Below are 19,478 nucleotides of genomic sequence, written 5' to 3' on the forward strand. Positions count from 1 at the left end.
TTGCAGGTGCGCGTCTGCTCTTTTTGCTCGCTCGAGCGATAGCCCGCCCGCATGACCGATCTTCCCCTAACACCCGACGACGGCTGGGAGTCACTGTATCTGGCCGGCGAGTGGACCGACGTCGGCGACCGGGACGTGCTCGCCGACGAGAATCCATACACACGTGAGGCAATCGCGACCGTCCCGGCGGGCATCGAGGATGACGTCGACGCGGCCTACGAGGCCGCAGCCGAGGCACAGGAACAGTGGTCCGCCCAGCCCCCGCAGGCTCGAGCGGGCGCGATCACCGCCGCCCTCGAGTTCGTCGGCGATCACCGCGCGGAGATCGCCGAGTTGCTGGCCGTCGAGTCCGGCAGCACGCAGGTCAAGTGCGAGATCGAACTCGGGACCGCCCGCGGCATCATGCAGCAGGCGGCGAGCTACCCGTTCCGAATGGACGGCCAGCACATGGAGTCGATCACGCCGGGCAAGGAGAACGTCGCTGAGCGGGTGCCCGTCGGCGTCGTCGGCGTCATCTCGCCGTGGAACTTCCCGTTGCACCTCTCGATGCGAGCGGTCGCACCGGCGATCGCCGCCGGCAACGCGGTCGTCCTCAAGCCGGCCTCGAACACGCCGATCACGGGCGGGCTGCTCCTCGCACGGATCTTCGAGGCAGCCGGCGTTCCGGAGGGGCTCATCAACGTCGTCCCCGGCCGCGGCTCCGAGATCGGCGATGCGGTTGCCGGCCACGAGATTCCCCGCGTCATCGCCTTCACCGGCTCGACCGAGGTCGGCCAGCGCGTCGCCGAGCAGGCTGCCAGCACCTGCGCGCTGCCGGCCCTCGAGCTCGGCGGGAACAATGTCCACGTCGTCACCGACGATGCCGACCTCGAGCGGGCCGTCGACGGCGGCGTTTTCGGTTCCTTCCTCCATCAGGGCCAGATCTGCATCTCGATCAACCGTCACCTCGTCCACGAGGACGTCTACGACGACTACGTCGACGCGCTCGCCGACCGGGCTGCCTCGCTGCCGACCGGCGACCCGCGAGACGAGGAGACGATCGTCGGCCCCATCATCGACGAGGGCCAGCGTGACCAGATCCTCGAGTACGTCGAGGGGTCGGTCGACGACGGTGCGACCGTCGAGACCGGCGGTGAGCACGACGGTCTCGTCGTCGACCCGACCGTTCTCTCGAACGTCGACAACGACATGGCCGCGGCCTGTAACGAACACTTCGGCCCCGTCGCGCCGGTGATCCCTTTCTCGAGCGTCGACGAGGCGATCGCCCTCGCTAACGACACGATCCACGGGCTCTCGGGGTCCGTTCACAGCGAAGATCTCGAGCAGGCCCGACGGATCGCCGATGGGATCGACACGGGAATGATTCACATCAACGACCAGCCGGTTAACGACGAGCCCCACGTCCCCTTCGGCGGGATGAAACAGTCCGGCATCGGTCGGTACAACGGCGAGCAGATCCTCGAGGAAGTGACGACGACCAAGTGGCGCTCGGTTCAACACGAGCCGCGCGAGTACCCGTTCTGAGGTCGAAAGCCGGGCGACGACACGGGTCGATTATCGCCGACGCGTCCCAGCGGCTCGCTGATTCCGTTCGCGACGGCTCGCCGGTTTCGCAACGTTTGATAGCCGCTGCCAGCAATACCGTACGTGTCCCGCGCTCGCCTCTTCGGGTCTCTCTGTGGCCTCGTCTTTCTGCTCAATCTCGCCCGGATCGTTTTTGCGCCGCTGCTGGACGTGTTCATCGCCGAGTTCGCGATCGGCGAGGCGACCGCCGGGCTCATCGCGACGCTGGTGTGGGTCGGGAGCGCGTCCCTTCGACTCCCGACCGGGTGGGTGCTCACGAAGGTCCCGAGACACCGCGTCGTCGTCGCTTCTGGTATCGTACTCGCAGCCTCCTCGGCGTTCGCCGCGACCGCGACGACGGTTCCGCATCTCATGGCCGGCGCCTTTCTCATGGGCGTCGCCTCCGGCATCTACTTCGTCTCGGCGAACCCACTCCTGAGCGAACTCTATCCGTCCCGCGTCGGCCGCGTCATGGGCATCCACGGGGCGGCCAGCCAGCTCGCCGCGGTGATCGCCGCGCCGTTCGTCGCGCTCTCGTTGCTCATCGACTGGCGGCTCGCGCTGTGGGTGATCGCCGCTGGCGCGGCGCTCGGGACGGCCTACACCTGGCTCGCTGCGAAAGGAACCGAGATGCCGACGGCAGGGCGTGCGGATCGGAAGTTCGTCGCCGGCGCACTCTCGGAGTGGCGTATCATCGTCACCGCGCTGGCACTCGTCGGTGCGGCCGTGTTCGTCTGGCAAGGCGTGTTCAACTTCTACGAACTCTACATGCAATCGAAGGGGCTCTCCGACCGGACCGCGGGAACGATGCTCACGCTCGTCTTCGCCGCCGGTGTGCCGGCGTTTTACGTCGGCGGGGATCTGGCCGACCGGTTCCCGCACGTCCCGTATCTGCTCGGCATCGTCGGGACGTTCGCCGCGTGTCTGGCCGCGCTGACGCTCGTCGAGGGCCTGTTCGCGCTGGTCGTGCTCACCGCCCTTCTCGGGTTCGTCGTCCACGCGCTGTTTCCGGCCGCGGACACGTACCTCCTCGATACGCTCCCCGATTCGACGCGTGGCAGCGCCTACGCCGTGTTCAGCTCCGTCTGGATGCTCACACAGTCGGTCGGGTCGTGGGTCGTCGGCCTGTTCCTCGAGCGCGGCTACGCCTACGACTCGGTGTTTGCCACCGCCGCGCTTTGCCTCGGTGCCACGATCGTCGTCCTCGCTGTGCTCGAGCGGGCCGGCCGCCTCCCGAGTTGAGGGCTCTCAACCATCCGTTTCAGGATCGGGTCGCAGATCGATGGCAAACGCGATACAGCTGCAGCGACAGCCGGGGCCAATATCGGTCGCTCATCGGCAACGGTTCGATCGCTGTCGCTCGAGGACTCCTCGAAATACGTTGCAAGGGAGGGATGTGAACCACGCTCGAGAACCTGCTCACGTCGTTCGCAGAACCTCGGTCTGATTCAAATTCCAACTACCGCAGTCGCCGCTCACGAACTGTTCGCGGCGACATGCGAGGGCTGGGATTTGAACCCAGGGACCTCTACAGGAGCGGGTCTTAAGCCCACCGCCGTTGGCCTGCTTGGCTACCCTCGCACAGAAGGCAGTCAGTCGTTGTCCCGGGGTGGGGATGTGCGTTTCGGTGTGCGCTCGAGCCGAGACTCACCAGTCGACGCTCAGCGTGCCGTCGCCGTGAGGATCGGGTGCGATCTCCTCGTCGGTGCGGCGGTCGACGACGTGGATACAGCCGTCGTCTTTCTTCGCTGGACAGACCTCCGCGGCACGGACGTTGTGCTCGAGATCCTCCTCGCCGATAAAGTATTCCGCCGGTTGAGCCATGCCGGAGGCGATGGACATCTCCCAGTTGTCGCTGACTTCGGCACACTTGCCCGCGCCGAAGCACTTGTTGGCCTCGAAGATGATCTTGTATGGCTTCTCTTCGACCGGCGGTGCGTCGCTCGAGCCGACGTCGCTGGCGCGTTGAATGCCGTCGTCGCTCATTGTGTCATACTTCGACCGAGCCGTCTTTCGCGTTACGGTTGGTGCGAGCGGAGCGGGCGCGGCCCTACGCCGACACCTCGGCTTTCGGTTCCGGCAGGTCGTAGGTGACGCCAGTCAGGTCGCTCGAGACGGCCCACAGCCGACGCGCCGTCCCTTCGTCGTAGGAGCGATCCGAGGAGGCCTGGCGTTCAGGCGTGCCGCGCATGTTCATGACGCCGCCGGGGCCGTAGTACGCGCCACCCTCGGCCTCGGGCGCGGTCGCGGCGTACAGCGTCGGGAGCGCGCCCATCGCGGCCGGCTGGGCCAGGACCGTGTTCATCATCCACATCGCGGTCTTCCAGAGGCGGCTGCCACGCTGCTCGGGGCCCCGAAACTGCAACTGCGTGTTCGCATAGCCCGGATGGACGGCGATGCTCTTGGCGGTCGCAGCCGCCGTCAGCAGCCGGCGCTCGAGTTCGTACGCGAACAACACGTTCGCCAGTTTCGACTGGGCGTAGGCGTCCCACGGGTCGTAGGACTGCTCGTGCTGGAGATCGCCGAAATCGATCTCGCCGCGCTCGTGAACGCCGCTCGAGACGGTGACGATCCGCGACTCGGACGCGTCGTGGGGGTGGAAGTTCTCGAGCAGCAGCCCAGTAAGCGCGAAATGGCCGAGGTGGTTGACGCCGAACTGGGCCTCGAAGCCGTCCGCGGTCTCCGAACGCGGGATCGCCATGACGCCAGCGTTGTTGATCAGGACGTCGAGGTCCGTGTCGCCGAGTCGGTCGGCAAAGGCGTGGATCGACTCGAGGCTGCCCAGATCGCACGCCTCGACACGCAGGTCGGCGTCGGGGATATCAGCACAAATATCGTTCGCCGCCTCCTCGCCGCGGTCGACGCTTCGGCAGGCCATAATCACCGTCGCACCGTTGCGTGCGAGTTCCCGGGTTGCCTCGAGGCCGATGCCGCTGTTCGCGCCCGTGACGACGATTCGGCGCCCCTCCTGATCGGAAATGTCGTCGGCTGTCCAGTCCATACGCGCGGTATGCTACCGCGGACCTAAAGACGTGTGCCGACTATCCCCTCGGTGCGCGCGGCTTCGACGGGTTGAACGGTTCGCCGACGGTTATTCCAGCGACAAAACAGCGGGTTCGGTAGTTACTCGTAGTCGACCGAGACGGACTCGAGGACTACGTCTTCTCGCGGACGGTCGTTGGCGTCGGTGTCGACGCTGCCGATCTCGTGGACGACGTCCATTCCATCAGTGACCTTGCCGAAGACGGAGTGGCGGCCGTCGAGGTGGGGCTGGGCGTCGAGCGTGATGAAGAACTGCGAGCCGTTGGTGTCGGGCCCGGAGTTGGCCATGCTCAGGATGCCCTCGTCGTCGTGGCGCAGTTCGTCGTGGAACTCGTCGTCGAACTCATAGCCGGGGCCGCCGCGGCCGGTTTCGGTCGGGTCGCCGCCCTGAATCATGAAGTCCTCGATGACGCGGTGGAAGGCAACGTCGTCGTACAGCGGCTCGCCTTCGATTTCCTCGCCGGTCTCAGGGTCGGTCCAGGTCTTGCCACCGGTCGCGAGGCCGACGAAGTTGTCGACGGTCCGCGGCGCGCGTTCGTCGTAGAGTTCGACCTCGATGTCACCTTTGTTCGTGTGCAGGGTCGCAGTAACGTCTCCCATACGTCGGGGTCGACGGGACGACTGAAAACGATAGTGGTCTCGCGTCGCGGTCGCCGGCGCGGTGGGAGTGGGGCGCCGTCAACTCGCGGCCGCAGGTACATACCCCCGGCCGTGGAACGACCGGCCATGAGCGACGGCACGCACACGGCAGCCCAGGTCACGCTCGCTCGACTGCCGTCGGGCGTGGAACTGACGACGACGGTCCACACCTATCGGGGCGCCGACCCCGGGCCGACGCTGTACGTGCAGGCGGCCCAGCATGGCCGCGAAATCAACGGAACGGAACTGCTCCGCCGGTTTCACGAGCGCCTTCCCCTCGAGTCGCTGTCGGGGACCGTAATCGCCGTCCCCGTCGCGAACCCGTTGACGTTTGACCGGGTCTCTTACACGACGCCGGAGCCGTTCGACAGCATCAACCCAAACATGAACCGGGTCTGGCCGGGCGACGCCGACGGCAGTCTCCACCAGCGGATGGCCGCCCGCCTCTGGGAGTACGTCACGGCGGCCGACGCCGTCGTCGACCTCCACACGGGCAGCCCCGACATGCTCCCTCACGTCGTCTATCGGGCAGGTGACGACCGGTCCCGGGCGCTCGCCGAAGCCTTCGGGACCGACCTCCTGGTGGCCGAACGGACGGGCGACGATGCGCCAGACGCGTGGTCCCGGCGGGATTTCGACGGCAAGCTCCGGGTCACCGTCGCCGAGGAGGGGGCCCCCGCGATCACGCCCGAACTCGGCCACAACAAGCAGATCCTCGAGGACGTCGTCGCCGAGGGCGTCACGGGCCTCCTCGACGTCTGTCGCCATCTCGATCTCTTCCCTGGTGCGGTTCCTACACGCGATCAGACCGTCGGCCGGAACCACGCCGGGCAGGTCACCGCCACCGATTCCGGGCTGTTCCGGCCGAACCCGACGCTCGAGGTGGGCGACGTGGTCGAGGCAGGGACGTCGGTCGGGACCGTCTATCATCCAACGACGTACGAGCCGCTCCACGAGCCGTGCGTCGACCGCGACGGCCTGCTCTATACGCTCACCCGGGAAGCGACCGTGACCGCCGGCGACCGACTGGCGAACGTGGCGCTGGTCGACGACGAGAACCCGGGTGCATGAGGCCAACTGCTCGAGCCCGGGAGCCGGCCGGATCGTAGTCCGGGTTCCAGTGGAGCTGGGTTGTGACCGGCAAAGTTCCGGTCAACAGTCTGCTTAGTCCCTGTCTGAAAGGCGGGCCGTCGCCGAGCCGGTTAGCAGCGTCTTGCCTGCAGCCGTCCGCGCCTCGAGTGTCGTCTCGACCGTGCCAGCGTCGGGGTCGATCTCGTCGATCTCGCCCGTCGCGACGACGGTGTCACCGGGAAAGACCCGTGACCGAAACCGGATGTCGAAGCGCGTGACGTCCCGCAGGTCGAACCAGCGGGTGACGACGCGGGACGTGATGCCGGCTGTCAACATCCCCTGGCCGAAGACACGCTCGTTGCCCGCAGCCGTCGCGTACGGCTCGTCGTAGTGGATCGGATTGAAGTCGCCGCTCGCGCCCGCGTACCTGACGAAGTGCCGACGCTCGAGGTCGCCGACGACGACCGTCGGGCCGCTGTCGCCGACCGCGAGATCGTCGATCGAACTGACCCGTTCGCATCCGACGCCGGTCGGGGACGGACCGTCGCTGTCGGCTGTGACGGTCCCACCGTTTGGCGCAGCCGTGTCGGCCGCTGCGCTCTCGTCACCGACCGCCACCTCAGTCTCGAGCATGCTGGTCCGTTCGGTGAGCACGAGATCGTCGTGCTGATCCCGGTATTCGGTCTCGAAGTGGGCGACGGTCATCGTCCCCGCGCGGTCCCCCTCGCGCTGGAAGACGTTCGTAAGGGTGGTCGTTCCTTCGAGGACGTCGCCGACGAACAGCGGGCGCTCGTACTCATAACCCTGTTCGCCGTGGAGGACGTATGCCGGCCGGAAGCCGAGGTCGAAGCCGGTGCCCTCGATGTCATCGGGCGTATGCCGCGGAAATCGACTGACCTGGCTGTAGGTCAGCGGTGCGGGCACACGGTCGTAGCCCCGCGTCGCAGCGACTGTCGCGTCGCGAAAGAGCGGGTCGTCGGCCGCGATCGCGCGTGCGAACTCCTCGACCTTGCCGGCCTCGAGGCGGAACGCCTCCGTTGTAACTCGCGAGTCGCCGACCATCGCCTCGAGTTCCGCGAGTGATTTAGTCGGCATCGTAGCGTCCCTCGACCGTTCGGCCGGTCGTCGCCGGTGGTCGTTCCGTCGTGGGGCGGTGCGTGTCGGGACCGTCCTGTCCGCGTCTCATTACAACCACGGTTTGCGGACGGCTGACATAACAGTATTCCCGGTCGCGGCTGCTCGACTGAAGCCGCTACTCGAGGCCGCTCGAGCGGATCAGCGAATGATGCCCGCATCGCGCAGCTCGGCTCGCTGTGCTTCGTCGTAGCCCACCGACGCGAGCAGTTCATCAGTGTGCTCGCCGTGGGCCGGAAGCGACTCGTCGTCGCTTTCGGGTGCGTCCGGTCCCGCTGCCGGAAACCCGACTCGTGGCGGTGCATCGTCCGGTCGCTCGACCAGTCCGCGGGCTTCGAACTGTGGGTGCTCCAGGGCTTCGGCTGGCGTATACACCGGGCCGACGACCGTCTCGTCGCTCAGCGTCTCGAGCCACTCGTCTCGCGACCGACTCGCGAACAGGGCCTCGAGTTCCTCGCGGATCGCTTCCAGTTCGGCCGGGTCGTCGCTGCCGTGGACATCCAGCAGGTCCTCGCGGCCGACTTCCTCACAGAACGTGGTCCAGAACTTCTCCTCGAGTGCCGCGAACGTCACGTATCGGCCGTCTTCGGTCTCGTAGATATCGTACCAGGGCACCGCGCCGGTGAGTGGCGTCTCGCCGGGGCGGGGATCGTCGCCGGTCAGCGCTTCGTAGGAGAGTGCCTGCGAGAAGGAGGCGACCACGTCGGTCATGGCGATGTCGATGTACTCCCCGCCGTTGCCGAGTTCGCGCGAGAGCAGGCCGCCGACGATGCTGAACGCTGCGAACAGACCGCCGCCGAAGTCGCTGATCTGGTAGCCCGGAATTTGCGGCGGTGCCGACTCGCCTTCCCGGGTCATATCGAGCAGTCCGGAAACGCCGACGTAGTTGAGGTCGTGGCCCGCGCGCTCGGCGTAGGGCCCAGTCTGGCCGTAGCCCGACAGCGAGCAGTAGACCAGCTCGTCGTTGTACTCGGTCAGCGTCTCGTAATCGATCTCGAGGCGGTCGGCGACGCCTGGTCGGAACCCCTCGAAGACGACATCAGCGTCTTCGACCAGCCGGTAGAACGCGGTCCGGCCCGCCTGGGATTTGAGATCGAGTGCGACGCTTCGCTTGCCGCGATTGACGCTGTCGAACAGCGCGCCGACATCACGGTCGGTCATCGGCGGCATATGTCGGGCGTAGTCGCCCGTCCCTGTGTCCTCGACTTTTATCACGTCAGCACCCGCGTCGGCGAGCAGTTGCGTCGCGTACGGCCCCGGGAGGAGGCGGGTCAGATCGAGGACCCGAATCGAATCGAGTTGCATGTGCTCACGTGTCGGGCCGTTCGCAAAAGGTTACTGTCGTTTTTCGGCCCGTGGTGGGGCGCTGGGTGACACGCCGTTTCAGGCAGCGACGACGGAAAACAGAGACGACGTCCCGGACGTCCCGGTCTCGTCGACCGCTCAGTACGCCTGTAGCTCCTCGAGGACAGCTTGCGCGCTGCCGTCGGCGATGACCTCGCGGGCCTGCTCGAGGCCGTCGTCTAGGCTGTCGACGTCCTGGCGGGCGTACATCCGGAACGCGCCGTTGAGCGCGATCGCATCGGCGAAGTGGTCCTCGCGCTCGCCGGCGAGGACGGCTTCGGTGATCGCCGCGGAGTCGGCTGCCACGTCATCGACGGCGAGGTCCTCGCGTTCCATTGCCATGCCGTACTCGGCAGTCTCGATCTCGTAGTCGTCGAAGGATTCGTCGCCATCGGCTCCCTTCTCGTCCCACTCGGCCACCTTCGTGTAGCCGGGGCGGATGTCGTCGTAGCCTTCCATCCCCTGGAAGAAGATCGCGCGGGAGTAGTCGAGTCGGTCGCTTTCCTTGATGAGATCGGTCAGCTTCTTCGCGAACGCGAGGTGATAGAACGAGCCCAGGTGAACGTCGGCGTTCGCCGGGTTGGCGACGGTCTCGATCGTGTTGACGAAGGTTCGGACGCCCATCTCGTCGCGCCGGTCGAAGAGGTCGTGGATACCGGGGTTGAACGCGGGCTGATAGTAGAAGCCGAAGCCAGTTTCGTCGACCATGTCGGCGCTTTCCGTGGGCTCGAGTTCGGTTCGGACGCCGAGTTCGTCAAGGACGTGTTTGTACGCCGTCGCCTTCTGGGAGGGGACGTAGTCGCCGGAGTGGACGACGACCGGCGTGCCCGCGGCGGCGGCGACGACGCCGGCACCGACGCCGAGGATGGCGGACGTGTCCTTCCCGTCGTAGTTCGCGCCGCAGTCGACCGGATCACACTCGGGCTCTGCGGTGACGACCGACTCCTCGCGCATGACGTCGGTGTAGGCCGAAAGCTCCGCGGGGTTGTTGCGCTTCCAGCGGTTGGCCAGCCAGAACGCACCGAGAGTGGTGTCCTCGGGCTCGCCCGCCAGAATCCGCTGGAACGCCTCGCGAGCCTGCGCGTGGCTCATGTCGTCAGCCGACTTGGGACCCGACCCGATGACCTCCGTCAGCAGGCGTTTCAACGGCCATTCGCCGAACGTCTGGGATGCCTTCGCCATGTGCGGCCGTTGGGAGGGATGGCGCAAAAACCCCGCGTTTCCTGTACCCTGCCGGGAAACAGTCCGTGTACACCCGCTCGCGCCCCCGCTCACGCCTCGAGTGTACGCGGTGTGTAAACCGTGTTGACCAGCAGTATATTTTGACCGGGTCAAATGGCGGGTGTTCGCCCGGCAGCGAAACGGCATCCTGAGAATCCAACTGTGATGTCGTCGTCCGGGGAGTCCCGAAACCAATACAGTGGCCGTCTCCCTAGGACGGCCAATGAGTACCCTGTCGGGGAACTGGCGTGAGGCCATCGACGACGTGGACGCAGCGCTGATCGACGGCTATCAGAGCGGCTTCCCGGTCGAGGAACGGCCGTTCCGTCAGCTCGCTGCCGACCTCGGGATCGACGAGACAGACGCAGTCGAACGCGTTCGCGCGCTCAAGGAAGCGGGAATCGTCCGCCGGTTCGGTGCCGTCCTCAACCCGCCCGTGATCGGCTCGTCGACGCTCGCCGCCGTCCAGGCACCCGAAGATCGCTTCGACGAGGTCGCGGCGACGATCAACGACTACCGGCAGGTCAACCACAACTACGCCCGCGACCACGAGTGGAACATGTGGTTCGTCGTCACCGCCGGCTCACAGGAGCGACGCGACGAGATTCTCGCCGAGATCGAGGCCGAGACCGGCTGTGAGGTCCTCAACCTGCCGATGCTGACCGACTACTACATCGACCTCGAGTTCCCCGTCGTCAACAGCGATCGGTTCGCACGCGAGTCCCTCGAAGATCGCACCGACTCCTCGGCCACCCGGATCAGCGAGTCGGCGACGGGCGATCTCTCCGCACTCGAGGCGGATCTCTTGCTCGAGATTCAGGACGGCTTTCCGCTCTCGGCGACGCCGTATCAGGACATTTCCGAGAACATCGGCTACCCAATTGAGGACGTGCTCGAGGCCGTTTCCCGGCTGCTCGCAAACGGCTGTATCAAACGGATCGGCTGTATCATCAACCACGTCGTGACCGGCTTCGACGCTAACTGTATGGTCGTCTGGGACGTCCCCGCCGACCGGCTCGACGAGTGGGGCGAGCGCGCGGGTGGCTTGCCCTACGTGACGCTGTGTTATCACCGGCCGCGCAGGCCCGAGCAGGAGTGGTCGTACAACCTGTTTACGATGATTCACGGCCGCGATCCCGAGGCCGTCGACGAGAAAATCGACGAACTCGCGGCCGACTACCTCCCCGTTAACCACGAGCGACTCTACTCGACCGAGACGCTGAAACAGACGGGTGCCCGCTACGAGGATCTGGTTGGTAACTAACGTCTGTGACACCGTCCGTGATCACTTCACGCGGCCGTTCGCTCGGCAGGGGCGGCCAGTACATGTATGTAGTCAATATATACCAAATCCTTTTGGAATAGTCTCTTTAAATCCGCGCTCCAACAGACGGGTTGCACCGCAAGGTGCGCCATGTGTGGGGACCGACCACCTGTTACCATTCGACCCCCACACAGGGACTTCCGATTCCGGAAGCGTCTCCCCATTGGTCGACGACGATAATAAATGATTTCGCCCCTCGAGCGAGGTGTGTCGTCGATGACGCGGCGTCCACCCTGCGCTCTCGAGCGATGCTGCCGTCGGAGTGACGGTGCTACTGTGGCCGCTCGAGCGCTTCCGCCACGACTTCGATCGGTGTCGGTGGCTCCTCGGGTGCACCGGAGCGGTGCTCGAGTTGGGTCCGACAGGAGGCACCCGGCGCGACGACGCGGTCGCCGTCGCTGTCTGCGACCTGCTCGTAGAGGATCGAGGCGATGGCGTCGCTCATCGAGGCGTGTTCGGCCTCGTAGCCGAAGGAGCCGGCCATCCCACAGCAACCCGAATCGAGCGGGTCGACGGCGTAGCCCGCCCGTCGAAGCACGCCGACGGCGTGGTGGTCCTTCGCGACCGATTTCTGGTGGCAGTGGCCGTGGTAGACGAGGTGCTGCTGGACCGCCGCAGGATCGAAGTCGATGGCCTCGTCCAGCCGGAACGTATCGATGTATTCACAGATACCGTAGGTGGCGTCGGCGACTGTTTCGGCCGCGTCGGACGTGAGCAGATCGAGGTAATCCGACTGGAACATGACCGCATCGGAGGGCTCGATCACGACCACATCCCAGCCAGTCTTGACCCGTGGTGCGAGTGCGGTCACGTTCTCACGGGCCGCCGTCCGCGCTTTCTCGAGAAAGCCCTTCGAGAACGCCGGTCGTCCGGTATCGCCCAGGTCGTCGGGGACGGTAACGTGGACGCCCGCGGCCTCGAGGACGCGGACGGCCGCTTTCCCGGCCTCGGGATGACTGTAGTTGGTGTAGGTGTCGGGGTAGAGGACGACCTTGTGCTCGGCGTCGGCCTCGGCAACGCGTGCACCGCCACGCTCCTGGAACCAGTCGCGGAACGTCTCGGCGTGGAACGTCGGCAGCGACCGGCTCGCATCGATCCCGACGGTGGCCTCGAGTACCTTGCGGGCACCCGGCACCTTCGACGCGACGTTGGAGACGGGTGCGAGTCGACTCCCCCACTTCGAGAGCGTCGCGACGTTGGCGAAGAGCCGGTCGCGGAGCGTCGTGCCGTTGCGCTGGTGGTACTCGTGGGTGACCTCGGCTTTGAGCTTCGCCATGTCGACCTCGCTCGGACAGTCGATAGCACAGCCCTTGCAGCCGATACAGAGGTCCATCACCTCCTCGACGAACTCGTCGGAGACGGCTTCGTCGGGATCGACGTCGCCGCTCATGGCCTGTCGGAGCGCGTTCGCCCGACCGCGGGTCGCCGTGATCTCCTCGCGGCTGGCCCGGTAGGTCGGACACATCACGCCGCCGGTGGTCGACTGCTCGCCGCGACAGCCGCCACAGCCGTGACAGAGTTCGACCATGCCCTGCATGCCGTTGTCGTTGTCCCACTGGAGAGCAGGCTCGAACCCCGCCTCGAAGTCGTAGTCGGGGTCGAACCGCAGGTGTTCGCGCAGGTCCGTCGGATCGTCCTCGCGGAAGACGACCTGCCCGGGATTGAGCAGCCAGTCAGGGTCGAAGACAGTCTTGAGATCCTGGAACGTTTCCCAGAGTTCGTCGCCGTAGAGCTTGTGATTCCATTGCGTGCGTGCGCGACCGTCGCCGTGTTCGCCCGAGACCGAGCCACCGAGTTCGACCACGAGGTCCGTCACGTCGTCGGCGATGCCGTGCAGTTGCTCGAGGCCGACCTCCGTCTTCGTGTTCACGAGCGGCCGGACGTGAAGCACGCCAGGGCCGGCGTGGGCATAGAACGTGGCATAGGTGTCGTGAGCCTCGAGGATCTCCTCGAACCCCTCCACGAACTCGGGGAGCTGTGCCGGCGGGATCGCAGTGTCCTCGATAAAGGAGATATGCTTCGCGTCGGTCGTCCGCGAGAGCAAAATCGGGAGCCCGGACTTGCGGAGCTTCCAGAGCTTCGCGCGTTCGGCCTTGTCGTAGGCCTCGAGCGCCTCGAGCGCGCGCGTTTCGGCGTCGCTGTGTGGCACATTGGCGGCCGGCTCGCCGGCGGGTGTCGCCGACGGCACCCGGTCGGCGAGCAAGCCGGCGACCTGCTCTTTCCCGTGGGCGGCATCCTCGGCGTAGAACTCGACGAGGAGGACGGCGTTCGTTCCCTCGGGCAGGATCTCCGTGACGGGACCGAACTCCGCGGTGTCGCGCGCGAGGTCGATCAAGACGTCGTCGAGCACTTCGACCGCCGCAGGGTCGTGGTCGAGGATCGGTTCGACGTCGCACATTGCGGTGTGGAGATCGGGATAACACAGCAAGGTAACGGCCTTCGTCTCGGGGACCGGCTCAAGCGCGAGCGTCGCCTCGGTGACGATCGCCAGGGTCCCTTCGCTGCCGGCCAGCAGGCGCGCGAGGTTGACGGTGCCAGCCTCGCCGGTTGCTTCGCCGCCGGGCAGGTCGTCGCCTCGAGCCTCAGCGACGAGCCGATCGAGATTGTAGCCCGAGACGTTGCGCTTGAGATCGGGATACGCTTCCTCGATGCGGTCTGCATCTTCCTCGAGAATCCGCTCGACTTCGGCGTAGATCCGCGCCTCGAGGTCGCCGTCGGGATCGGCTCGCTCGCTGATTTCATCGACGGTTACCTCGCCGAAACGGGTGACGGTGCCGTCGGCGAGGACGGCTTCGACTTCCTCGATGTAGGCGTCGGTCTTGCCGTATTTCAGGGAGTGTGCGCCGGTCGAGTTGTTGCCGATCGCACCGCCGATGGCACTTTTGTCACGCCACGCAGGGTCGGGTGCGAACTTGAGGTCGTGGGGAGCCAGCGCCTCGTTCAGCGTACCGACGATCGTCCCGGACTGGACCGTGGCGGTGCGGCCGTCGGGATCGATCGCGCGGATCTCGTTCATATGCCGGGTAAAATCCAACACGACGGCCCGGTTGACCGTCTGGCCGGCGAGACTTGTCCCGCCACCCCGCGGGAGCACCGGGATCTCGCGTTCGGCACAGTACTCGACGATCCCCGCGACATCGGCCGTCGATTCGGGGAAGGCGACGGCGATCGGCGTCACTTCGTAGGCGCTCGCGTCGGTCGCGTACAGTTCGCGAGAGTAGGAGTCGGCCCGGATCTCGCAGTCGACCTCTCGCTCGAGGTCTGCGACCAGTGCCGGGCGGTCGACGTTGTCGCTCCGGTAGTCGTAGTTCGCTCGCCGGTCGGCGGCCGGGTCGGCGCTCGGCTCCAGAGACATACGTCACCCTTGCGCAGGGGCGACAAAAAGCACCCGCATTACCCCATCGCTCACCGGTACTGCGGCCGTTCGATCGTCTCGTGGTTCGCTGCCGGTGTAGAAGGGATGGTCGGACAGACGGTGGATCTCGGACCACCTGTCCGGCACGCGTCCGGTTCGGGGGATGTGATCGAGGGGAACCGTCGACTTTGTCGTCGTTCCACGCGTGCCCCCTTGGTGGGTGCCGCTCGCTGTCTCGAACGGCAGACACCCGTACTCGAGACACGAAAACGAATACTGTGCCTAACTAGTGGGGTATATGCTGGTCGCCCACCCCATCGCAGCTATCCTCACTGGCGGACTCCACAAACATTGTGAACGTCACCCGTGGCACCGATCCGAATGCCTATACCTCTCATTCGGGACGTACCACGTATGCTGGATTTCGTACAGCTCGAGGCCGACCTCGGGCAGGAAGAGCAACTGATCTGCGAGACGGCGCGTGAGTTCGTCGCGGACCACGTGCGACCCGACATCGGCGACCACTTCGAGAACGGGACGTTCCCGACGGAACTCATCCCGAAGATGGGCGAACTGGGGTTTTACGCGCCGAACCTCGAGGGCTACGGCTCGCCGAACGTCTCCGAGACGGCGTACGGCTTACTGATGCAAGAACTCGAGGCCGGCGACTCCGGGATCCGCTCGATGGCATCGGTCCAGGGTGCGCTCGTGATGTATCCGATCCACGCCTACGGCAGCGACGCGCAAAAGGCCAAGTGGCTGCCGGCGCTGGGGGAGGGCGAGGCAGTCGGTTGTTTCGGGCTGACTGAACCCGAACACGGATCGAACCCAGCGGCGATGGAGACCCACGCCGAACGCGACGGTGATGGCGACGGCTACGTGCTGAACGGGTCGAAGACGTGGATCACCAACGCCCCGATCGCCGACGTCGCCCTCGTCTGGGCGCGCGACCGGTCGGCCGACGACGACCCCGTCCGTGGCTTTCTCGTCGAGACCGACCGCGACGGCGTCACGACGCCCGAAATCGACGGCAAACTCTCGATGCGCGCGTCGATCACGGGTGAGATCAGCCTGAACGACGTCTCCGTCCCCGAGGAGAACGTCTTACCCGGCGTCTCCGGAATGAAGGGACCGCTGTCCTGTCTCACGCAGGCCCGGTACGGCATCGCTTGGGGCGCGGTCGGTGCAGCACGGGACTGTTTCGAGGCCGCCCGCGACTATGCCACCGAGCGCGAGCAGTTCGGCGGTCCGATCGGCCGATTTCAGCTCCAACAGGGGAAACTCGCGGAGATGGCCACCCAGATCACGCTCGGCCAGCTGCTTGCCTACCGTCTGGCTGAGCTCAAAGAACGCGGCGACCTCCGGCCACAACACGTCTCGATGGCCAAGCGCAACAACGTCCGCATGGCCCGCGAACAGTCCCGCGTCGCCCGCGAGATGCTCGGCGGCAACGGCATCACGACCGACTACTCGCCGATGCGCCATGTAGCGAACCTCGAGACGGTCTACACATACGAGGGTACCCACGACATCCACACGCTGATCCTCGGCGAAGCCCTGACCGGACTGCAGGCCTACCAGTAGCCCATGTTGACGACCATCACGGGAACAGGTAGCACGACCATAATTCGCAAGTAGCACGTCTATTCTCGCTGGTGCCTGTGGACCAGTATGATCGGTGTCTCCGACCTCGAGAACAGAGTAGATCCGCCGGGGACCCTCGGACTTCGGGCTGCGTTCGTCGGCGTCTGGTTCGTCGATCTCGTCGCAACGCTTCTCTTTTTCACGGTTCCATACGCAGACGAACTGAACCCCGTCACGGTCTTTCTACACGACCTCTTCGGACTCGTCGGCGTCGTCATCGCTGCCGTCGGTTACGCTGCGTTCGTGATCGGCATCGGTCACCTGCTCTCGAGGCCACTCGATACCGGGTTCGTGGCTCTCATGGTGGGTCTCTACGCCCTCTTCGCGAGTAACAACGTCGTCTTGCTCGTCTCACGTGAACCGTTACTGACGCTGCTCGTCCTGTAATTGAGCGATCGTCACAGCCGATTCTGATTTCCGACGGCGGATGGCGTCGTCCACCGAAACCGATCGTTCCATCCCCATTATAACATGCATCTGCCGATCGTGAACTCGGCCAGCAAGAGACGTGACGACGTCTGAATCTATATGCGCGGCTTACGAAGTTGTTCGTCGGAGAAGTATGGGCCAACTCGGATTTGAACCGAGAGCCTCCACCTTATCAGAGTGGCGCTCAACCTAATTGAGCTATTGGCCCGCGTCGCCTTCTTCGCATTCAGTAGTTGCTCGGTGGAACGTTTAAGCGTTTCTTTCTGAAATCCCCATGCGAACCGCTACCGGGCAAAGGGGTCGTCGTCTCGATCGTCCGTACGCTCGTCGCCGAACTCGATCGTGTAGGAGTCCTCGCTGCCGTCGCCGTCGACGGTGTAGTCGTCGTCGCCGAGGTCGTAGGTTCCATCGTCGGCCGAGCCGGGTTGTTCTCGAGCCGTCTCTTGGTTGGGGAAGCCGAACGTCCAGACGTTGCCGCTGGCGAACCCGCCGGTCTTTTTGTCCGCGTAGGGGACGATCACGTAGCGTTTGAGCACTGCGCGGATCGGGACCCGCGTCACGGGCACGGCGAGCAGGAAGCCGATGGCGTCAGTCACCAGCCCGGGCGTCAGCAAGAACGCACCGGCGGCGATCAGCAAGCCGCCGTCGAGCAGTTCGTTGGTCGGCGGCTCGCCACGTACCATCGACCGCTGCATCTTCCGGATCGTTCGTCGCCCTTCGGCCCGCACGAGGAGCATCCCCACCAGTCCAGTCAGGACGACCAGCAGCACCATCCCGACCCAGCCGATGTAGCTCGTCTGGCTGACGACGACCGCGAGTAACACGGCGTCGAGAAACGGGATGAGCAACAGCGCGAAGATCCACCGAAGCATATCACGCCCTAGCCGCCGAAGGGTGAAAGTCCTTTACTCTCGTCACAGTAGCGGTGCCACTGCGACTCGAGGCCCCGATCTGATGCCCTGGCTCGAGCATACGCCGGAGTAAAAGCGAACGAAGGGCTTACCCCGGCGACTCACGTCGCTCCGATATGGACGATCCAACGCGCGTCGAGTGGCGCGAGTGGGGCCAGGCGGCCTTCGACGAGGCGACGGACGCCGACATCCCCGTGTTGCTCTCGCTGACTGCGACGTGGTGCGATCACTGCCACGAGATGGACGCCGAAACCTACGCGGAGCCTCGCATCGCGGCCAACGTCAACGACAGTTTCGTACCCGTGCGAGTCGACGTCGACCGGCATCCGCGCGTCCGCGATCGATACAACATGGGCGGGTTCCCCTCGACGGTCTTTCTCGCGCCCAACGGCGAGGTCCTGACGGGTGCGGGCTATCTCGGTCCTGATGGAATGCGCCAGGTCTTAGACAGCGTCCGGACGATGTGGCAGACCAAAGGCAGCGGTGCGGCACGCGTGCCACGCCCGCTGCGAGAGGACAACCCGCCGGCAGGCGAACTAACCCCGGAGATCGAACAGGCCATGCTGGGCCAGCTCTCAGAAACGTACGACGAGACCGCCGGTGGCTGGGGTCAGGAGCCGAAGTTCCCACTGCCCGACGCCCTCGAGTTCGCGCTCAAACGCGACCGGGAGATGGCGCTACGATCGTACGACGCCGTCAGCGCGAACCTGTTAGACGAGTACGAGGGCGGCTTCTATCGTTTCGCGACCGACCGCGACTGGTCGGGGCTGCAACACGAGAAACTCCTCGATTCGAACGGCGCGCTCGTCCGCGCCTTTGCTAACGCCTACCTCCTCACGGGCAAAGACGAGTACCGCGAGCCTGCCGAGCGCACGATCGAGTACCTGACTGCGACGCTGTGGAACGGCGACGCCGATGCGTTCGCGAACAGTCAGGCTCCCGGCGAGGACGCCGCTCACAGCCTCGACGCGACCGACCGGGCGAGCGCCGATGAGCCGCCGGTCGACGACGGCGTCTTCGCCGGCCCGAACGCGCTCGCGGTCGAGGGGCTGCTGACCTATTATGCGTACACCGACGACGAGCGCGCCCGCCGGTACGCGGAACGCACACTCGAAACCCTTCGCGAGGAGCTACTCGTCGACGGCGTCGTTGCACACACCGTAGCGGACAGCGACGATCCTGTTCCCCTCCTGGCGAATCAGGCCCGCGCGCTGGCAGCGCTGACGACGGCCGCAAGCACGATCGACACCGGTGTCCTCGAAGACGCGACGGCGATCGCCGACGCGACGATCCACCGCCTGCACGATGAGGATTCGTTCCTCGATGGGCCCGCTGCCGGCGTCGGCCTGCTCGAGCGGCCACTCCGGCCGCTCGATGCGAACGTCGCGTTCGCCGACGGCCTGCTCGAGTTGGCCGTCCTCAGCGGCGAGGACCGCTACTGCGAGCGCGCTCGGGAAACACTCGAAGCCTTCGCCGGGGCCAGCGACCGCTTTGGTGTTCAGGTCGCCCGCTACGCAACCGCGGTCTCCCGGCTGCTCGAGGGGCCGCTCGTGCTCCCCGTCGCCGCCGACCCCGGCTCGGATCTGCACCGCGCGGCACTCCGACTCGCGGATCACGAGAAGGTGGTCGTTCCCGACGCCGACGGGCTCGAGGCGGGAACGGCACGAGCCGAACGCGGCGACCGTGTCTCTGAACCTGCCGAAACTCCAGCGGAGTTGAGCGAACGGGTCCAGACGGTCCTCGACTGAGACCGTCTCCGACAGTCAGTTTGGCTCGTCTCGGTCGGTGTTGTCATCCACCT

15 protein-coding genes and 2 tRNA genes are annotated in these 19,478 nt (G+C 65.6%); 7 read left to right on the forward strand and 10 right to left on the reverse strand.

Going from position 1 to position 19,478, the window contains the following annotated elements; all coding sequences use genetic code 11:
* Positions 1–51: 51 nt before the first annotated feature.
* Positions 52–1,524, forward strand: coding sequence for an aldehyde dehydrogenase family protein (locus E2L06_RS01580; RefSeq protein ID WP_138777970.1), 1,473 nt, complete (start codon positions 52–54; stop codon positions 1,522–1,524).
* Positions 1,525–1,647: 123 nt separating this feature from the next.
* Entirely contained in the window at positions 1,648–2,805 is a 1,158-nt protein-coding gene (locus E2L06_RS01585) for an MFS transporter (RefSeq protein ID WP_138777972.1), read from the forward strand.
* Between the two features lie 255 nt (positions 2,806–3,060).
* Here E2L06_RS01585 and E2L06_RS01590 read toward each other — a convergent pair.
* From E2L06_RS01590 to E2L06_RS01605, 4 genes are all read right to left on the reverse strand, one after another.
* Positions 3,061–3,144: transfer RNA gene (locus E2L06_RS01590), tRNA-Leu, on the reverse strand.
* Between the two features lie 66 nt (positions 3,145–3,210).
* Complete coding sequence (locus E2L06_RS01595) at positions 3,211–3,549, reverse strand: ferredoxin (RefSeq protein ID WP_138777974.1); 339 nt, start codon at positions 3,547–3,549, stop codon at positions 3,211–3,213.
* A gap of 64 nt (positions 3,550–3,613) precedes the next feature.
* A complete protein-coding gene (locus E2L06_RS01600) occupies positions 3,614–4,564 on the reverse strand; it encodes an oxidoreductase (RefSeq protein WP_138777976.1) in 951 nt (316 codons plus the stop codon).
* Positions 4,565–4,686: 122 nt separating this feature from the next.
* On the reverse strand, positions 4,687–5,205 hold the full coding sequence (locus tag E2L06_RS01605; RefSeq protein WP_138777978.1) for a peptidylprolyl isomerase: 519 nt from the start codon (positions 5,203–5,205) through the stop codon (positions 4,687–4,689).
* A gap of 126 nt (positions 5,206–5,331) precedes the next feature.
* On the opposite strand from E2L06_RS01605, the gene E2L06_RS01610 reads away from it, so the two are divergent.
* Positions 5,332–6,315 carry a succinylglutamate desuccinylase/aspartoacylase family protein gene (locus E2L06_RS01610; protein WP_138777980.1) on the forward strand — a complete coding sequence of 328 codons (984 nt, stop codon included), beginning with the start codon at positions 5,332–5,334 and terminating at the stop codon, positions 6,313–6,315.
* Between the two features lie 93 nt (positions 6,316–6,408).
* Here the strand turns inward: E2L06_RS01610 and E2L06_RS01615 are convergent, their stop codons facing one another.
* The 3 genes from E2L06_RS01615 to E2L06_RS01625 form a co-directional block, all read right to left on the reverse strand.
* Positions 6,409–7,410, reverse strand: coding sequence for a MaoC family dehydratase N-terminal domain-containing protein (locus tag E2L06_RS01615; protein WP_138777982.1), 1,002 nt, complete (start codon positions 7,408–7,410; stop codon positions 6,409–6,411).
* A gap of 180 nt (positions 7,411–7,590) precedes the next feature.
* Positions 7,591–8,754 carry a CaiB/BaiF CoA-transferase family protein gene (locus E2L06_RS01620; RefSeq protein ID WP_138777984.1) on the reverse strand — a complete coding sequence of 388 codons (1,164 nt, stop codon included), beginning with the start codon at positions 8,752–8,754 and terminating at the stop codon, positions 7,591–7,593.
* Between the two features lie 138 nt (positions 8,755–8,892).
* Complete coding sequence (locus E2L06_RS01625; protein WP_138777986.1) at positions 8,893–9,975, reverse strand: anthranilate phosphoribosyltransferase; 1,083 nt, start codon at positions 9,973–9,975, stop codon at positions 8,893–8,895.
* Between the two features lie 262 nt (positions 9,976–10,237).
* Here E2L06_RS01625 and E2L06_RS01630 point away from each other — a divergent pair, with 262 nt between their 5' ends.
* A complete protein-coding gene (locus tag E2L06_RS01630; protein WP_138777988.1) occupies positions 10,238–11,278 on the forward strand; it encodes an Lrp/AsnC family transcriptional regulator in 1,041 nt (346 codons plus the stop codon).
* A gap of 331 nt (positions 11,279–11,609) precedes the next feature.
* Here the strand turns inward: E2L06_RS01630 and E2L06_RS01635 are convergent, their stop codons facing one another.
* Positions 11,610–14,693 (reverse strand): FAD-binding and (Fe-S)-binding domain-containing protein, encoded by a 3,084-nt coding sequence (locus E2L06_RS01635; RefSeq protein WP_138777990.1) that lies wholly within the window; start codon positions 14,691–14,693, stop codon positions 11,610–11,612.
* Positions 14,694–15,107: 414 nt separating this feature from the next.
* Between E2L06_RS01635 and E2L06_RS01640 the strand changes: the two genes are divergently transcribed.
* Both E2L06_RS01640 and E2L06_RS01645 read left to right on the forward strand, forming a co-directional pair.
* Positions 15,108–16,277 (forward strand): acyl-CoA dehydrogenase family protein, encoded by a 1,170-nt coding sequence (locus E2L06_RS01640; RefSeq protein ID WP_138777992.1) that lies wholly within the window; start codon positions 15,108–15,110, stop codon positions 16,275–16,277.
* Between the two features lie 87 nt (positions 16,278–16,364).
* Positions 16,365–16,724 carry a hypothetical protein gene (locus tag E2L06_RS01645; RefSeq protein ID WP_138777994.1) on the forward strand — a complete coding sequence of 120 codons (360 nt, stop codon included), beginning with the start codon at positions 16,365–16,367 and terminating at the stop codon, positions 16,722–16,724.
* A 176-nt stretch (positions 16,725–16,900) separates the two neighbouring features.
* Here E2L06_RS01645 and E2L06_RS01650 read toward each other — a convergent pair.
* Together E2L06_RS01650 and E2L06_RS01655 are read right to left on the reverse strand one after the other, a co-directional pair.
* Positions 16,901–16,974, reverse strand: a tRNA-Ile gene (locus E2L06_RS01650).
* 76 nt (positions 16,975–17,050) lie between these two features.
* The gene (locus tag E2L06_RS01655) at positions 17,051–17,638 is read right to left on the reverse strand and encodes an FxsA family protein (RefSeq protein WP_138777995.1); all 588 of its coding nucleotides are present in this window, start codon (positions 17,636–17,638) and stop codon (positions 17,051–17,053) included.
* 155 nt (positions 17,639–17,793) lie between these two features.
* Between E2L06_RS01655 and E2L06_RS01660 the strand changes: the two genes are divergently transcribed.
* A complete protein-coding gene (locus tag E2L06_RS01660; RefSeq protein ID WP_138777997.1) occupies positions 17,794–19,425 on the forward strand; it encodes a DUF255 domain-containing protein in 1,632 nt (543 codons plus the stop codon).
* The last annotated feature ends 53 nt before the right edge of the window (positions 19,426–19,478 follow it).

The organism is Haloterrigena sp. H1 (assembly GCF_005938085.1).
Taxonomy (GTDB): Archaea; Halobacteriota; Halobacteria; order Halobacteriales; family Natrialbaceae; genus Natrinema.

Excerpts from the sequence above, each read along its gene's own strand:
- E2L06_RS01610 (WP_138777980.1), top strand. The coding sequence starts at position 5,332 with ATGAGCGACGGCACGCACACGGCAGCCCAGGTCACGCTCGCTCGACTG.
- E2L06_RS01655 (WP_138777995.1), bottom strand. The coding sequence starts at position 17,638 with ATGCTTCGGTGGATCTTCGCGCTGTTGCTCATCCCGTTTCTCGACGCC.
- E2L06_RS01635 (WP_138777990.1), bottom strand. The coding sequence starts at position 14,693 with ATGTCTCTGGAGCCGAGCGCCGACCCGGCCGCCGACCGGCGAGCGAAC.
- E2L06_RS01660 (WP_138777997.1), top strand. The coding sequence starts at position 17,794 with ATGGACGATCCAACGCGCGTCGAGTGGCGCGAGTGGGGCCAGGCGGCC.
- E2L06_RS01600 (WP_138777976.1), bottom strand. The coding sequence starts at position 4,564 with ATGGACTGGACAGCCGACGACATTTCCGATCAGGAGGGGCGCCGAATC.
- E2L06_RS01605 (WP_138777978.1), bottom strand. The coding sequence starts at position 5,205 with ATGGGAGACGTTACTGCGACCCTGCACACGAACAAAGGTGACATCGAG.
- E2L06_RS01645 (WP_138777994.1), top strand. The coding sequence starts at position 16,365 with ATGATCGGTGTCTCCGACCTCGAGAACAGAGTAGATCCGCCGGGGACC.
- E2L06_RS01580 (WP_138777970.1), top strand. The coding sequence starts at position 52 with ATGACCGATCTTCCCCTAACACCCGACGACGGCTGGGAGTCACTGTAT.
- E2L06_RS01640 (WP_138777992.1), top strand. The coding sequence starts at position 15,108 with ATGCTGGATTTCGTACAGCTCGAGGCCGACCTCGGGCAGGAAGAGCAA.
- E2L06_RS01630 (WP_138777988.1), top strand. The coding sequence starts at position 10,238 with ATGAGTACCCTGTCGGGGAACTGGCGTGAGGCCATCGACGACGTGGAC.
- E2L06_RS01625 (WP_138777986.1), bottom strand. The coding sequence starts at position 9,975 with ATGGCGAAGGCATCCCAGACGTTCGGCGAATGGCCGTTGAAACGCCTG.
- E2L06_RS01620 (WP_138777984.1), bottom strand. The coding sequence starts at position 8,754 with ATGCAACTCGATTCGATTCGGGTCCTCGATCTGACCCGCCTCCTCCCG.
- E2L06_RS01595 (WP_138777974.1), bottom strand. The coding sequence starts at position 3,549 with ATGAGCGACGACGGCATTCAACGCGCCAGCGACGTCGGCTCGAGCGAC.
- E2L06_RS01615 (WP_138777982.1), bottom strand. The coding sequence starts at position 7,410 with ATGCCGACTAAATCACTCGCGGAACTCGAGGCGATGGTCGGCGACTCG.